This is a genomic window from Mangrovimonas sp. YM274 (genome assembly GCF_030908385.1).
Taxonomy (GTDB): domain Bacteria; phylum Bacteroidota; class Bacteroidia; order Flavobacteriales; family Flavobacteriaceae; genus Mangrovimonas_A.
This window is the reverse complement of the sequence record NZ_CP133091.1, coordinates 583,723-600,565: the sequence shown is the minus strand read 5'-3', so window position 1 is coordinate 600,565 and position 16,843 is coordinate 583,723. Positions and strand designations below refer to the sequence as shown.

At 38.1% G+C, this 16,843-nt stretch carries 12 protein-coding genes; 7 read left to right on the top strand and 5 right to left on the bottom strand.

Annotated features, from left to right (window positions below; all coding sequences use genetic code 11):
• Positions 1-35: 35 nt before the first annotated feature.
• A complete protein-coding gene (locus RBH95_RS02610; protein ID WP_307901184.1) occupies positions 36-3,446 on the bottom strand; it encodes a hypothetical protein in 3,411 nt (1,136 codons plus the stop codon).
• A 245-nt stretch (positions 3,447-3,691) separates the two neighbouring features.
• Between RBH95_RS02610 and RBH95_RS02605 the strand changes: the two genes are divergently transcribed.
• From RBH95_RS02605 to RBH95_RS02595, 3 genes are all read left to right on the top strand, one after another.
• Positions 3,692-4,453 carry an exodeoxyribonuclease III gene (locus RBH95_RS02605; RefSeq protein WP_307901183.1) on the top strand — a complete coding sequence of 254 codons (762 nt, stop codon included), beginning with the start codon at positions 3,692-3,694 and terminating at the stop codon, positions 4,451-4,453.
• Between the two features lie 42 nt (positions 4,454-4,495).
• The gene (locus RBH95_RS02600; protein WP_307901182.1) at positions 4,496-5,455 is read left to right on the top strand and encodes an OmpA family protein; all 960 of its coding nucleotides are present in this window, start codon (positions 4,496-4,498) and stop codon (positions 5,453-5,455) included.
• A gap of 102 nt (positions 5,456-5,557) precedes the next feature.
• Positions 5,558-6,598, top strand: a complete 1,041-nt coding sequence (locus RBH95_RS02595; RefSeq protein ID WP_307901181.1) for an aldo/keto reductase — start codon at positions 5,558-5,560, stop codon at positions 6,596-6,598.
• A gap of 66 nt (positions 6,599-6,664) precedes the next feature.
• On the opposite strand, the gene RBH95_RS02590 is transcribed toward RBH95_RS02595, so the two are convergent.
• Positions 6,665-8,206 carry a ribonuclease E/G gene (locus tag RBH95_RS02590; protein ID WP_307901180.1) on the bottom strand — a complete coding sequence of 514 codons (1,542 nt, stop codon included), beginning with the start codon at positions 8,204-8,206 and terminating at the stop codon, positions 6,665-6,667.
• Positions 8,207-8,521: 315 nt separating this feature from the next.
• Positions 8,522-8,812 (bottom strand): HU family DNA-binding protein, encoded by a 291-nt coding sequence (locus tag RBH95_RS02585; RefSeq protein WP_053976877.1) that lies wholly within the window; start codon positions 8,810-8,812, stop codon positions 8,522-8,524.
• A gap of 133 nt (positions 8,813-8,945) precedes the next feature.
• On the opposite strand from RBH95_RS02585, the gene mutY reads away from it, so the two are divergent.
• From mutY to gldD, 4 genes are all read left to right on the top strand, one after another.
• Positions 8,946-9,992: an A/G-specific adenine glycosylase gene (gene mutY / locus RBH95_RS02580; protein ID WP_307901179.1), complete on the top strand. Its 1,047-nt coding sequence runs from the start codon at positions 8,946-8,948 to the stop codon at positions 9,990-9,992.
• A gap of 77 nt (positions 9,993-10,069) precedes the next feature.
• Positions 10,070-10,510: a single-stranded DNA-binding protein gene (locus RBH95_RS02575; RefSeq protein ID WP_307901178.1), complete on the top strand. Its 441-nt coding sequence runs from the start codon at positions 10,070-10,072 to the stop codon at positions 10,508-10,510.
• Positions 10,511-10,534: 24 nt separating this feature from the next.
• A complete protein-coding gene (locus tag RBH95_RS02570; protein ID WP_307901177.1) occupies positions 10,535-11,845 on the top strand; it encodes a gliding motility-associated protein GldE in 1,311 nt (436 codons plus the stop codon).
• Positions 11,846-11,876: 31 nt separating this feature from the next.
• On the top strand, positions 11,877-12,449 hold the full coding sequence (gene gldD / locus RBH95_RS02565; RefSeq protein WP_307901176.1) for a gliding motility lipoprotein GldD: 573 nt from the start codon (positions 11,877-11,879) through the stop codon (positions 12,447-12,449).
• Between the two features lie 72 nt (positions 12,450-12,521).
• Here gldD and RBH95_RS02560 read toward each other — a convergent pair whose 3' ends face one another.
• Entirely contained in the window at positions 12,522-14,228 is a 1,707-nt protein-coding gene (locus RBH95_RS02560; protein WP_307901175.1) for a choice-of-anchor J domain-containing protein, read from the bottom strand.
• 11 nt (positions 14,229-14,239) lie between these two features.
• Entirely contained in the window at positions 14,240-16,789 is a 2,550-nt protein-coding gene (locus tag RBH95_RS02555) for a TonB-dependent receptor domain-containing protein (RefSeq protein WP_307901174.1), read from the bottom strand.
• Positions 16,790-16,843: the final 54 nt, after the last annotated feature.

The window sequence follows — 16,843 nt, the reverse complement described above, 5'->3', positions numbered from 1 at the left end:
CTACAAAAAGGTTGCGTAAGAATTTTACTTTATCTCTAAAAATATGCTTTCAATTGAACCGTTCCCGTATGTATGGTTTCTGAGGTTTCGGTCTTGCGTCCAAAATAGTTAAGATTAAGGTCTAAAAACTTCGTCAATTTCTTTTGTGCCAAAAGGGTCCAAGTAAAGTTTTTACCAGGCTGCAAGCCTTCCAAAATCTGATAGGAAACCGGCGTATTCAAATTTCCTTCAAAAGTATTTTGGAACATGTTGAGTTCTCCCGTCAAGGACACTTTTTGAGCTTTATTATAAGTAAATGACACCCCGTAATTGTTTTGGGAAAGTGACTCCATACCTCCAATACCATTTTCTTTGGTCGTGTATTGGTAAAACACATCAAATCGCGCATTTTCATTGAATAAATACGATAGTTTTGGATGACACCTCACCTCTTCAATCTCATAATTTCTACTGGCATAATTTTCACTCAAACTTTCATTGGTTCCCACACTATTTTGAAAATTAAACAACCAACTCTTGGCAAACTTATGGTTAAAGTTTAGCTGATGACTTTTTAATTTATTCTCTTGAAATCCTATAGACAATACCGTCCTGTTTCGATTGCTCAAAAACGTGTACGAGGTTGTATAACGCTGTTTGCCGCGATTAAAGAACAACACATTACGAATACTTTGGCTCAAGGCTAAAAGATCATCCTCTTCCGTTACAAACGGGTTTAAATTGAACTCTCCGCCTTCCCTTTTGTTTTTACTATCAATCAAAAAAGAAGTTTGGTTATAGAAATGAGACAAAAACTTCTTGGTCCCCGGCTCCTCAACAGACCATTGAGCAGGGTTTAAAGTTAGCGTTTGGCTCAATCTGTTTTGATGGGTCTTTACAAATACTTGGTTAGGCAACAACACCCTAATGAATTGTCCCTCATCCTGAAATTGCGCCACTTCAAATTCATTGAGTTCCTGAACACCATTATCATTATAATCAATCCATTTGTATGTTCCCTGGCCAGGCTCTACTTCTACATAGGTAAAGTCTTGCTGAGGCAAAGTCCCCGAGTTAGTTTCATAAATGGTATTCCAAAGTACGATTTGTTTAAACAACTTTTGATTGAACACCACTCTTGAGTTTAAAGATTGTTCATTCTCGACTTGAGCATCCACCGACTTTAGATTTCTATAATTGACATACACCCCAAGATTGGTATTGGTATTTTGTATGAGTTTGGATTTCAAATAGTATGTATTGGAATGGCTCACCTTAGTAATTCTGTTTTCCCTTAAACTATCATTGACGCGATGTTTATAGCCCAACTCCACAAATACCCCTGTACTGTCCCCAACCCCAGTAAAAACTTCATAAGCTTTAAAACGCTGACTCAAATTAGTAAGGTCATCTGTAGCGCGTTCTCTTTGCTCATTATCTTCCATGGCGAATTTGCCTCCCACCCATTGCTTTTTTAAACTATACGTTAAACGGTTAAAACTTCTTAAGAACGTAGATGTCGTTAAGCTACTTCTATTATCCAAAAAGCTAGAATTTGAATAAATACTCCACTTATTCAAATATAAGTTGGCAAAAACATTGTGTTTATTCCCATTAAAGTTTTCAGAGAAGTTGAGATGTTCAAACCTATAATTGGCTGTCCCTTTTTTAGAGTGCAACAACTCCACTCCAGCAGTCAATAAACTTTGATTGCCTAAGGGATCTTCCAAATTCCAGTCTCTGTTAAATTCAGCATAGTACAACCGCTGGATTGTCTTAAAATTCTTTTGGATGATATCGCCATCCACAAACACGTTTAAGTTCCACAGACTATCCGTTTTCACCAAAGCCTGTTTCACTTTCAACTTCGCCGCAAAACCATCGTTATTGCCATCGTCCAAAGTAGAAAATAGGTTTTCATCATTTTTGCTCCCAGCTACTTCAAAATAAATATCGGTTTTATCCGTAGGTTGATAGGAAGCATTTACCACTGCCAATTGCAATTTGGTAGGCGCTATTAGTTTTACAACAGGCTCATAATTTCCTTGTGGCACACCATTTATCGGTGCAACGTATTCATAAATATTGGAAATAGCATCGCTGCTCACCAAAATATAATTGCCTTGATTGTCTCCTACCAAAGTAAACTTCACACTGTACAGTTCATCCTCAGGATTACTGGAGAACACATAAATTTCTTCTCCATCAACCACCTCCTTCCTGTAGAGAATCCTGTTATCGCTAAAGGTTTCAGGAATGGCAGATGGTGCCACCATCAATGAATTGTCGTCTCCTGCGTTGAACAAAATTTCCTTTTGATCGTCGGACAAGTTTTGCTGCAAAGGTTGATTTTTAGCATCTACTTCGGAATAGACAGAAGCGCCTATTTTGAGCTTTTCGGTTTCGTGGGCACCACCTCCAAACACTATAAACCTGGAATAATTGCGCTCACTAAATTGATAATCGACCGTGATCCGCATTTCCGAAGTAATGGGATAGGTAGAATTGAAAATAATCTCTCCCGCATTGTAATCTATGATATAATCCTTGTTTTCGCCCCGCTCCACAGGAACGCCATTTACATACACCGTTTCACTCCCAGATACTATCAACACAAACAACTCATTATTGGGGCCACGCAATTTATAAGGCCCTTGATTTCCTTCTTCTGCCGTAAATTTACTCGTGGTAAACTGCCCTCTCACCAAAGCACCCGAAGCAAATAGGTTTGTTTCGGAGTTAGGATGCTCCAAATTGGCATTTACCAACAAACCCTGAACCCGCTTGCTGAAATTTCCAAAATAGGTATTGGTCGTACCCAAATCGATATCTCCCGCCCTGATGTTCCATCGGTCGCTCATCAGTTCAATAAATACCTGATCAAATTCATCCAAACGTTGGGAATAGCCACTTTCCTGCAGAGGAATATTAGCATCTTGAATAGATGCCCTAAGCGATACTTTATCACTCAATTTACCAGAAATCTGCAAATCCAATTCACTATTCAATACAGAATTCTGGTTGTTCCCAATGGTGACTCCACGAGAAATACTACCCGAAGTAGACAATCCTTCAAAAGGCGTAAATGTTTTCTCCACAGTAGACTGCTGCAGTTTGTACAAACGCTGCATGTCTTTGGTATCTTCAACAATGATTTTGTCGTCCAACTGAAAATAACGCCGTGTCATAAAATCAGGGAACCGCAAATAGTCTACAACAATAGTATCCGTTTCAATTGGCTTTTTAAACACCAACAAGGCTTTTGAAAAATCGATGAAATAAAAGGATGAATCTACAGGAGTGTTCCGTTTTGTTTTTACCAAAAACCTACTGGAATTAATACTCACGGTATCAATTTGAACAGTATCGCGAACCGCCAGTTTTTTAGTCCTGTAATGTGACGGAAGCTCCTGCGCAAATGCACAAAACGACAGGAATAAACATATAACACTTAGCGGTATTCTCATTACGGGATTTAAACTTCCTTTTCAGCAGATGTCAAACTTTGGTCTTACATATCACCTTTAAGACCGTAGTATTTCATCTGATACTAAAACTTCATAAGATAAAAATTATTTTATCGTTAAAAGCTCCATAAAATAATGGCGTAAAAGTACTGTATTATTTATTTTAGCTGAAATTTGCCGTTTCTTAAATCGCATCTGTACAAAACAGAACAAACGGCAGCATTCTATTTAATTTACAATCATATATGAAAATCATTTCTTACAATGTCAATGGCATCAGGGCAGCTATTAACAAAGGATTTATGGACTGGCTCAAAAGTGCAAATCCTGATGTTATCTGCCTTCAAGAAATAAAGGCTATGGAAAGCCAATTAGACCTCGATCTTTTTACCGAAGCAGGCTATACCCACAACTATTGGTTCAGCGCACAAAAAAAAGGCTATAGCGGGGTTGCCATTTTAAGCAAAATTGAACCCGACCATGTGGAGTATGGCACAGGAATTGAGTCCATGGATTTTGAAGGTCGCAACCTAAGAGCTGACTTTAATGGGGTTTCTGTAATGAGCATGTATTTGCCTTCAGGAACCAATGACGATAGGTTGGCCCACAAATTTGAATATATGAACATGATTCATGAATATTTAGACAACTTGCGTGAAACCCACCCAAACCTAATTGTGTGTGGCGATTACAATATTTGTCATGAAGAAATTGATATCCACAATCCTAAAATGAAGGGAGTTTCCGGGTTTTTACCAGAAGAACGCGAATGGTTGGGACAGTTTATCGATAGCGGATTTATAGATGCCTTCAGACATTTGCACCCCGAAAAACAAGAATACACTTGGTGGAGCTATAGAGCCAATTCCAGAGCCAATAATAAAGGCTGGCGTTTGGATTACAGCATGGTAACCGAGCCTTTACAAGAAAAAATCAAAAGAAGCGTTATCCTGTCAGAAGCAGTTCATAGCGACCACTGTCCAATTTTATTGGAAATAGAAGCTTAAACCAAATTTTATTACTAAACAACATTTAAAAATTTATCCCGTATGCTTAAAAAAATTTCAGTTGTTGCCCTTTCACTTATGTTGGCCACTTCCTGTGTTTCCAAAAAAATCTACACCGATTTGGAAGACAAATATGCCGAATTGAAGAAAGAAAATCGCGATTTGGCTGACCAAAACAGCAGCCTTTCGGAAAACTTGAACAAGACCAAAAACGATCTTGACAGATTACAAAAAGAATATGATGCTGCCGTGGCACAGCGTGACGCCTTAAAAAGTGACTACGAAGCTACCAAAGCCAACTTATCCAACTTGAAGTCGTCTTACGACGCCCTTGAGAAAAACAGTTCTTCGGAAATTGCAAAGAACGCACAGAAAAACCGAGAGCTTTTAGCCCAATTGGAAGCTAAAGAGCAAGCTTTGGCAAACGAAAATGCCCGTTTGGAGAAACTAAAGCAAGAATTGGAAGCTCGCTCACAACGTGTGGCAGAATTGGAGCACGTGATTGCTTCCAAAGATGCCGCCATGGGACAACTTAAGGACGCCATTTCCAAAGCCTTGACCAACTTTGAAGGTAAAGGATTAACCGTTGAGCAACGCGGTGGAAAAGTTTACATTTCTATGGAGAATAAATTATTATTCCAATCTGGAAGCTGGGCTGTAGGTGCGAATGGTAAAGAGGCCGTTCAGCAATTGGGTAGCGTATTGGCAGAAAATCCAGATATTGCTATTTTAATTGAAGGCCATACAGATGACGTGCCTTACCAAGGCAATGGGCAGTTAAAAGGAAACTGGGATTTGTCTACAAAACGTGCTACAGCCATTGTAAACATTTTAAGAGAAAACCCTTCCATCAACCCTGAAAACTTAACGGCGGCCGGACGTGGGGAATTTGCGCCAATAGCTTCCAATGATACTCCAGAAGGGAGAGCTAAAAACAGACGTATTGAAGTTATTCTAACACCTAAATTGGACGAAATATCGAAACTGTTGGAGGATATCTAAACCAATAACATTAACATAGTTTTAAAACCTTTCCATGCTTAGCGCGGAAAGGTTTTTTTATCTTTAACCTTCTTTTTTTCGAATACAAAACAGCAACATACAATGAAATACACCACTATACCTCATACCGACATAAAAGTTAGTAAAATTTGTTTAGGCACCATGACTTGGGGCAACCAAAACACCCAAGAAGAAGGTTTTGCCCAAATGGACATGGCTTTGGATAAAGGCATCAATTTCTTTGATACGGCAGAAATGTATCCAGTACCTGCAAGCCCTGAAACCCAAGGATCCACTAGTAAGATTATAGGCAACTGGTTAAAGGAACGGGGAAATCGCGACAAGGTGATTATCGCTAGTAAAATTGTAGGCCGCCCTAGTGATTATACAGCCCATATTAGAACTACAGGACTTCAAGGAGATTCCATTGAAGAAGCCGTAAATAATGAATTAAAACGTCTTCAAACGGATTATATAGACCTCTATCAAATTCATTGGCCAGAACGTGAAACCAACACCTTTGGAACTCGTGATTACAAACACAATCCCAATGATGCATGGGAAGACAACTTTAAGGAAGTCCTTCATAAATTAGATCTTCAAATTAAAGCTGGAAAAATCCGTCATATTGGTTTAAGCAATGAAAAGGCTTGGGGAACCATGCGTTTTTTGGAAGAATCCAAAAAGAACAGCTTACCAAGAATGAAAACCATTCAAAATGCCTACTCTCTTTTAAACAGAACTTTTGAAGGCGATTTGGCAGAAATCTCCATTCGGGAAAATATTGGTTTATTGGCCTATTCACCTATGGCCTTTGGAGTCTTGTCTGGAAAATATATCAAAGGCACGGCAGCCGACAATGCTAGATTAAAACTATTCCCTAGATTCTCTAGATATAGCAGCGAACAATGTACCGAAGCCACCAAACGCTACCTAGAAATTGCAGAAGGTAACAATATGACATTGGCCCAAATGTCGTTGGCTTTTGTTACGCAACAACCTTTTGTAACCAGTAATATTATAGGCGCTACCAGCCTAGAACAACTTGAAGAAAATATCGGAAGTATTCATGTAGCCTTAAATGATGATCTTTTAAAAGCTATCAATGAAGTGCACACACTAATGCCAAATCCCGCCACTTAAGCAAAATTCAACATTACAAACAAAAAACCCCTTCCAATATTATTTGAAAGGGGTTTGTTTTTGATATTATTTGATTTCCTTACCATTTTTGTCAAAAAAATGATATTCAAGATATGTGTAAGCATCTCTGGGTAATACCTTTACCCATTTTTTATGTTCTAAAAACCATTTAGAACGTATTGAAGGAAAGCCTTTTGTTAAAAAGGCCGCTATAAAAGGATGTGTGTTTAGGGTCACCTTTTTGTAGTCTTTTTTGAAAATACGTTCCATGTCCTGGGTAATCTTTTGCACAATTTTAATTGGCGCTTCTATTTCATCTCCAGCACCGTTAGGATTTTCTTCCTTGGTTTCAATATTGCGCTCTGGGCGTACACGTTGTCTGGTGATTTGTACCAGCCCAAACTTACTAGGAGGCAATATTTTATGCTTTGCTTTATCATCCTGCATTTCGTCGCGAAGATGATTGTAAAGTTTTTTCCGGTTCTCTGCTTTCCCCATGTCAATGAAATCCACTACGATGATACCGCCCATATCGCGCAAGCGCAGCTGTCGGGCTATTTCTGATGCTGATATTAAATTGACTTCTAAAGCAGTGTCCTCTTGATTTTTTTCTTTGTTGGAGCGATTACCACTGTTAACATCTATAACGTGAAGGGCTTCGGTGTGTTCAATTACCAAATAGGCGCCCTTGGCCATAGATACTGTGCGTCCGAAAGATGTTTTTATTTGGCGTTCTATACCAAACTTTTCAAAGATTGGCACGCCATTTTTATACAACTTTACAATGGACTCTTTATTAGGTGCAATTTCTTGCACATAATCTTTAATTTGACCGTACATAGCTTCATCATCTACAATAATGCTAGAGAATGAATCGTTAAAAATATCCCTCAAAATAGAGGATGCTTTGTTCATTTCTCCCAGCACTTTGCTTGGATGATGTGCTCTGTTCAATTTTTTACACATGGCCGTCCACCTGTTGAGCAAGTTTTGCAGGTCTTTGTCCAATTCGGCAACCTTTTTGTCTTCGGCTACGGTACGTACAATGACTCCAAATCCCTTTGGCGTAATGCTTTTTACCAAGCGTTTCAAACGGTCTTTTTCCTCTTTGGATTCAATTTTTTGAGAAATTGAAATGCGATCTGAAAACGGCACCAACACCAAATAACGCCCTGCAATAGACAGTTCTGAACTAATGCGGGGACCTTTGGTGGAAATTGGCTCCTTTACAATTTGAACTAAGATAGATTGGTTGGCTTTTAATACATTTGAAATGCTGCCATCCTTATCGATATCCTTTTCAAACTGAAAGTTTTTGAGTAAAAAATCGGTGTTTTTTCCTGTGCTTACACGTTTTACGAATTTTAAAAGCGAAGGTAATTTAGGTCCTAAATCATGATAGTGCAAAAAAGCATCCTTTTCATACCCCACATTCACGAATGCGGCATTCAGGCCCGGAACAGCTTTTCTAATTTTGGCTATAAACACATCACCAACCGAAAAGTTGTTATCTTCTTCATCTTTATGTAATTCAATAAGTTTTCCATCTTTTAATAAGGCAAAATCAACAATATCGGAACCAGATCTTATAATCAATTCTTTATCCATACTGTAAATTTATATCCACTCCAAAAAGCTTTGGAAGCAGATGGATTATACTCTTTATTTTTGACACAGAAAGTATTTTCCGTTAAGTCCATATCTTGCCAAGGTAAGGGCAAAATTATTATGAACTAAATATCAAAGAACGTTACTTAAAAAAATGAAAAAGTAGTTAAAAAACTACTTTTTCATTTTATTTCTTTTTGTGACGGTTAGCGCGTCTTCTTTTTTTACGCTTGTGCGTCGCTACCTTGTGTCTCTTTCTCTTTTTACCACTTGGCATAAATTGTATTTTTAAAAATTAATATTTAGGTTAAAAAGTTAGTTAACTTCTACATTTGTTTTTACGCCTTCTACAAATACTTTTGCAGGTTTGAACGCTGGAATATTGTGAGCAGGAATTTTGATAGTTGTATTCTTAGAAATATTTCTTCCTGTTTTTTCTGCTCTAGTTTTGATGATGAAACTTCCAAATCCTCTCAAATAAACATTGTCTCCATTCTCTAAAGAAGCCTTAACTTCTTCCATGAAAGTTTCTACTGTTGCTTGCACGTCGCCTTTCTCCATTCCTAATTTATCGGAAATCTTCGCTACTATATCAGCTTTTGTCATCGTATTTAATTTTAGGGTTATTATTAATTATTAAGGGATGCAAATATAGGAATTTTAATTTCAATATTTCAAACCTAATTAATTAAAATTTAAGCTTATAAAGGATTATTTTCGCAAAAATTAAAAATTAGAAATGAATTTCAAGGAGAAAATAACTCACTGGTACTCAGTAAACAAACGAAGTCTGCCGTGGCGAAAAACAAAAAACCCATATAACATTTGGCTCTCCGAAATAATTTTACAGCAAACCCAAATCAAACAGGGATTACCCTATTATGAAGCTTTTGTTAAGGAATTTCCAAGCGTCTTCGAGCTCGCTAACGCAAGTGAACAGGAGGTTTTAAAACTTTGGCAAGGCCTTGGGTATTATTCTAGGGCCCGAAATTTGCATGCCACTGCCAAGCACATTGCCCATAATCTTAATGGTGTATTCCCCAACAATTACAAGGAACTATTAAAACTAAAAGGTGTAGGCGACTATACCGCTAGTGCCATTGCTTCTATTTGTTTTGATGAAGCTGCGGCCGTAGTAGACGGAAATGTATACCGAGTATTATCTCGTTATTTTGGAATTGACACTCCTATTAATACTACCCAAGGGAACAAGGAGTTTAAACAATTGGCCTCCTCTCTTATTGACACCAGTAATCCAGCCGATTACAACCAAGCTATCATGGAATTTGGAGCAATTCAATGTAAACCCAATTCTCCTAACTGCGGGCAGTGTGTCCTTCAAGATAGCTGCGTGGCATTCAAAAATGACACAGTAAATACACTGCCAGTAAAATTGAAAAAGGTAAAAGTGTCTAAAAAGCATTTCAACTTTTTAGTGCTCATAGCCTCAAATGGCAAAACCATTTTTAAACAACGTGTAGGAAAAGGCATTTGGCAAAACCTGTATCAATTTCCCCTAATAGAAACGGAGAAACCATTATCAGCTTCTTCATTTATTACAAATCCATTGGTTCAAGATTATTTAAAGGGTATCGATTTTGAGTTTTCCCTATATAATAAGGACACTATAGTTCATAAATTGTCACATCAACATTTACACACCAAATTCTGGATTATAGAAGTAGAGGAGTTACCCGAAGAAGGCATCCCCATTTCTGCCATAGAAAAGCTCCCAACACCCATCCTAATTGGCAACTTTCTTGAGGAATTTCGATTCCCATTATAAAGACTCACAATTTTTTCTTACTTTTAAGAAAGTCATTTAAAAAAAGTTAATTTTGCTAACATTAACATCGTAAGTATATGTCAGGAACCTTAAATAAAGTAATGCTTATTGGGCATTTGGGAGATGAAGTCAAACTGCATTATTTTGAAGGAGGTAATTGTGTAGGTCGTTTTCCGTTGGCCACCAACGAAACATACACAAACAAACAAACTAACGAACGCGTTACCAATACCGAGTGGCACAATATCGTGGTAAGAAACAAAGCTGCTGAAATTTGCGAAAAATACCTAACTAAAGGGGATCGCATTTATGTAGAAGGTCGCATTAAAACTAGAAAATGGCAAGATGAAAAGGGTATGGACCGTTATTCTACAGAAATACAATGTACCGACTTTACTTTTCTAACCACAAAAAGCGAGTCTCAAAACTCTACATCGAGCCCTCAGCAACCACAAGCGCAAACTACACCTAACGTAGCTCCCGATACAATGGATGACAACGACGATCTTCCATTTTAATATGTTTAACTAAACTTTCGTGAATTGGACCCTGAACCCCCGAGTTTAATATTACCATTATTATCCATCAACATTCCCTTAATTTCTGGAATTGTTCTGCTCATTGTTTTATTGATTTGCTCTGCACTTATCTCTGGTGCCGAAGTTGCTTTCTTTTCATTGACCAGATCAGACATTGACACGGGACTTGAGGAAAAACCAAACACCTTTAAGATTATTTCCAAACTTTTGGAACGCCCAAAAAAGCTATTGGCTACAATTTTAGTGGCCAATAACTTTATAAATGTAGGCATTGTAATATTGTTTGCCTTTTTAGGAGAGCACCTCTTTGCTTCTATAGATAGCTATTTGCTGAAATTCTTTTTGGAAGTGGTGGTCATAACCTTTCTTATTTTGCTATTTGGCGAAATCATCCCAAAAATATATGCCAGTAGAAACAGAGTAAAGTTTTCCACATTTATGACAATTCCGCTTCAGGTATTGGACATTATTTTTACGCCGTTCACACTACCAATGCGTTATTTTACTATTGCTATTCACAATAAATTGGGCAAGCAAAAATCCAATTTAAGTGTCGACCAACTATCTCAAGCTTTAGAACTTACAAGCGAGCAGGACACTACACGTGAAGAACATAAAATATTACAGGGCATTGTCTCTTTTGGAAATACCGACACCAAACAGGTCATGAAACCTAGAATGGACATTTTTGCTCTACAAACCGATCAAACGTACAGCGAGGTCATTGAGGAAATCACAAAAAATGGTTATTCAAGAATTCCCGTATACAAAGACAGTATCGACTCTGTTGTTGGCATTCTATATATCAAAGACTTACTCCCCCATATAGACAAAAAACAATTTGACTGGACTTCCCTTCTGAGAGAGCCCTTCTTTGTGCCAGAAAACAAAAAATTGGACGATTTAATGCTTGAATTCCAAAGTAAAAAAGTTCATTTGGCCATTGTGGTAGATGAATACGGAGGAACATCAGGCGTTATTTCTTTAGAAGATGTTATCGAAGAAATTGTTGGTGACATTAGCGACGAGTACGATGACGATGATCTATCATACACTATCATTGATGATAAAAACTATTCTTTTGAAGGAAAAACACCATTAAAGGACTTTTACAAAATCATCAAGATTGATGATGAATCTGTTTTTGAAGACCACAAAGGTGAAGCTGAAACCATTGCTGGATTTGTCTTGGAGATTTCTGGCCTTTTTCCAAAACGCAACAGCAAAATAAATTTCAAAAACTACGTTTTTACTATAGAGGCTTTGGACAAAAAGCGTATTAAACAGGTAAAGTTTACTATTTTAGACGCCTAAAAATCCCTTTTTAGGACAATATCAGATTAAAATGAAGAGATTAGTAGCAGTTATAATGGCAGGACTTTGTTTTTCATGCGCAGAAGACCCTATCCCAAAGCCCAAAGCATTTTTACGCTTGGACTACCCTCAGGCCAACTATCATCCTGTACGTACTGCTTTACCCTTTTCTTTTGAACAGAATGAATTGGCGGAGGACATAGACAACATAAAAGTAGACCAATCTAAAAAAACCTTTGGATTAGATATTCAATATCCAGACATGAAAGGCACCATCTACCTAACCTACAAACAAGTGAACGAGGGCAATTTGGAGTCCCTGATCAAAGATGCACAAAACCTCACTCAAAAGCACGTAGTAAAAGCCGATGAGATTGTAGAGCAACCCTACGAAAACAAATTACACAATGTTTTTGGCATGTTTTACGAAGTTGGAGGTAATGCCGCCAGCCAATCGCAATTCTACGTTACAGATAGTGTAAACCACTTTCTAACGGGTTCTTTATACTTTTATGCAAAACCAAACTACGATTCCATTTATCCTGCTGCCGTGTATTTAAAAAACGACATTAAGCACATAATGGAAACCATTACCTGGAACTAAGCTCATTTTAAATACACAAAAAAACCATCGGCAATACCGATGGTTTTTTTATCTAAATACTTTTATTAATTACTAGTCATTTCTCACCCAAACTCCATCAACCTTAATCATGGCTGCGCTCTCTGTGGTATTGGTACCATTGTATATATCGTAAGTCATGACATACTTTTGACCTTCTTCTGCTGCAGGATCAATATGATCTAGTAAAATACCCATGGCATTTGCAATCATATCCGTAATACCAGCACTATTTTCAGTATCCGCATCACTCCAATAGGCTGCTTGACTAATTCTTCTGTCTAAATTTCCATAATTTGCCATACTTGAAGTAGCCGCCTCATAACCAGGTTCATTTTCCAATTGAGACACAATATAATCGTAATCATCTCCAGTTAAGGTATATTGAATAGTGTTATCTGGAACCCATTCGGTTCCATCATGACCAAACTGCAGTGTCGTCTCTATAGTAGACTCATGAGGCGCCCATTCTCCTTCAACAAGAGTATACGAATTTCCTCTGATTTGGACAGCTCCTGCTGAACTTGAATAATATTTAAAAATCACAAAAATTTGATCTTCTTCCTGAGCATAAGGGTATTTGATACCCAAGAACGTTGGAAGATAGCTATCCGCAGGTGTTGAACTGCTGAAGTTATCATATTGTCCAGGTTGCCCTGAGCTTTCTCCCATAGAGTTATAATCTGCAGAACTTAGGTAGTACACATCTTCCATTACCTCCCAAGCGCCTTCAGTATAAACAAAGTACTCACCTTTGGAATCAAAATCACCAGAAACACCTAGTGCTTTTACAAGTAACTGATCTATTTCCCATGATGCCGCTTCCCCTTCTGTAGATTCATATTTGAATGCAATATGAATGGTTTCTCCATCATAAGCAGACAAATCATAATCCTCAGAAAGCACAAAGTTCCAGTTGTTCCCTGCAGGGGTATTTTCAAAATCAATGGGTTCCCAAGTAGCAGCAGCCACATCTCCTCCCGTAGTATAATCTGAAGAAACCCAAACACTCAGCAACGATAAATCATCAGCATAATTGATGGCTTGATTAATTTGTACTCTAATATCAGTCTCACTGGACAAATCCATTTCTGGTGAAATCAACCAATCCTCATTAATAATATTTCCGTCTTCAAACCCACTCATATAGGCATATTCTACACCTCCAAAAGAAGCAGCCTCCCAAACTTGATCGCCCACTACGCTAATGCTTTCAAAGCCATCCAAAGAGCCATTAAAATTATATTCGTAAAGGTTCGCAAATCCAACTTCAGGTGTTTCCAAGTATTGCCTGTATTGAGCCAATACAATTTGGCCCTCTTCCGGAGCATCAAATTGCATCTCCAAAACAGAGATAATTTCTTCAGTAGCATCGGCTTCAGGATAATACCCAAAAGCATCACTTCCCGAAGCTGCATAGTCAGCCGTGGTCAATTCGTAAATTCCTGCTCCGGTCAAATCATCTATCCCTTCCGCATTCCCTACATAAAGATTGTACCCTACTACAACCGAAGAACCTTCTCCCCAAAAAGGATACATATCTGCCAATAATCCCGGGATCAATTCGCGAGCATCATCTTCTGAATCAAAACTTCCAAAGGGCAAGTCCAAGGTCTCGTAATCATCATCCGTTAATGTATATTGATCTGTCCCCACAACTGGGTTCTCTTGACTATCCAAATCATTATAAATATCTTCCATAGGGTCGCACGCTAAAAACGTGACCCCTATAAATACCATTAGATAAAATATTCTTTTCATGTCTTTTTTTTTTAAAAATTAAGCTTAGCTCCTACACTAAATGTTCTACCATAACCATAATACACCAATGCAGTAGATGCTTGAGATCCGGAGCCGTCTAAGGCATCCGAAATATATTCGGTATTGAACACATTATTCATTCTTCCTATCAAGCGCATATTAAATGGTCCAAAATCAAATTCGTGAGATAACGCCATATCAAACAAACCATAAGCAGGCACTTCCCAAGCATCAGGCGCTCCTTCTGTACCTCTATCACTAGGATCAAAATCGGCATAAAGACGATCGTAGTAATTATAGTCTATCATCAAATTAGTCTTATTCATGATCTCGTAATTTAGACCTAGTGCCATAGTGGTTTGAGCAGCATCCCCTACATGGAGATCCTTTATAAATAAATCTACTGTATTGATTAGGTTTTGTTCATCATCAAAAATCTGTACATTTTCAACATTGTCTTCCCATCTCCAATCACCAAAAGAAGCCATTCCTGTAATTCGCATTTTATCAAAAGGCTTGTAAACAAAATCAATTTCAAGCCCTTGATGGATTGCATTTACACCTAATATATTGGCTGTAGAATTGGTGCCATCTGGTTGTTGAAAGTTAAACGTTTCCGTTCTATCTCTCCAAGCCGTTCTATAAAGGTTTACATTGGCCGATAGCTTATCGCTTCTAAAGCCATACCCAAATTCAACACTGAAAATCTTTTGGTTCTCAGCACCATCGTTGATATGCTCATTATCAAAATTCAGAAATACGGCATCGAAGCCAGGCGCTTTTTCAAAATACCCAATATTTGCAAATATGTTATGATTGTCTGTTAAATTGAAATTAGCCCCTCCCTTGGCACTGTAACCAAAGAAATTATAACGATCGGTTTCCTGAAGAGGGTCGCTATCAAGATAGTTAAAGTAATCTATACGTTTATACGATGTATTAGATGCGGCCAACGACACAAAAGCGGCCAATCTGTCTTGAGAATATTCCAATTGACCAAATACCCCTTGCCATCCAACAAGCCCATCATTGTAATATAGAATTTTGTCACCTACTTGATAGGTTCCGTTTGGATTATTTTCATCGCTGTCATCGGCAAAATGTTGCCCCCCTAAAAGATCGGTCAATTCAGTAAAATGAATTCCTTTATAATTTCTCAAATCCAATCCTGCTAAAAGCACTAGGTTATCTGATAAATCTGTTTTTAAAGTAGACAATATCCCGTACCAAATATGGTCATTACGAGACGCCCTAAGAATCGTTTCCGACCCCATAGCTCCCAATTCCTCATTTTCTTCAACTATCTTATCGAAGTTTATAGGGCCATATAACCCAAATCTGTAGTCACTAACTCCACCTTCCCCTAAACCAAATTTATTGGTACCAGTGAAACCTCCTCCACCTCCAGAACCAAAGGAAGCATATAAGGCCGTTGACAATGTAGTTACATCTGAAATGTCCCAATAATGATTTAAAGATAATTGTGGCTTATGGTAAAAGTTATCCTCTTGATGAAGTACCTGTCCATTTTTATATCCCCAATCAGCATTAAAGCGCTTACCACTTTCGGTAGCCTGGTACGTAGAAACTAACTGTCTATTTTGACGTTGTCCGTGACGTTGCTTAGCACCAAATGCTGTAAAGGACAATTTGTGGTTTTCACCAATTTCTTTTGATAAATTAATGAAATATGAAAATGCGCTGAACTCTGTACCGTCTACGTACCCGTCACCATCCGTTTTTGCGGCAGATATGGTAGCTGCAAAACCATTGTCCATTAACCCTGTTGAATAGGTTGCCCCAAACTTGAAATAACCATCATTAGCCACTTGAGTAGAAATGTTACCTCCTGCTTCCACATCGGTAGTTTTGGATAAAATATTGATAGTTCCTCCTACTGAGGGTACCGCCACTTTAGAAGCTCCTAAACCGCGCTGCACCTGCATGGAGCTGGTCACATCCGAAAGACCTGCCCAGTTACTCCAGTATACACGACCATTTTCCATATCGTTAACTGGAATACCATTGATAAGAACCGCTACGTTATCAGATTCGAAACCCCTTAAATTGATACGTCCATCACCAAACCCTCCTCCGGATTTGGTAGCATATACCCCTGGAGTAGATTTTAGCACTTCGGGAAACTCTTGTGTTCCTAGCTTCAATTCAATTTCTTCTGCCTTTACCGTAGACACTGCCACTGGCGTTTTCCTGTCAACGGCAACAGAAGCAATAATTTGAACTTCTTGCAACCCCACCTCGCTAGACTCCAAAGTAATAACTCCAAAATCCTGATCACCACTAAAGGTTATGGTCTGGGTGGTATACCCTACATAGGTAATCACCAATTCTCCCGAACTTGCTTGTGTAGTAATTGTGAAATTTCCATCAAAATCGGTGGTGGTTCCGTTCGATGTTCCCTTTTCAATAATGTTTGCACCAGGTAATGGCTCGCTAAAATCCGAGCCAATTATTTTACCCTTGATAGTGCTCTGTGAATACAGCGCCGAAGTACATAAAAATACTGCAGCTGCACATAGTAACTGGTAAATGTTTTTCATGTTTAATTGTTGAAATTTGAATTAGTCTTGGCAAAATTACTCATTAAAAATAAT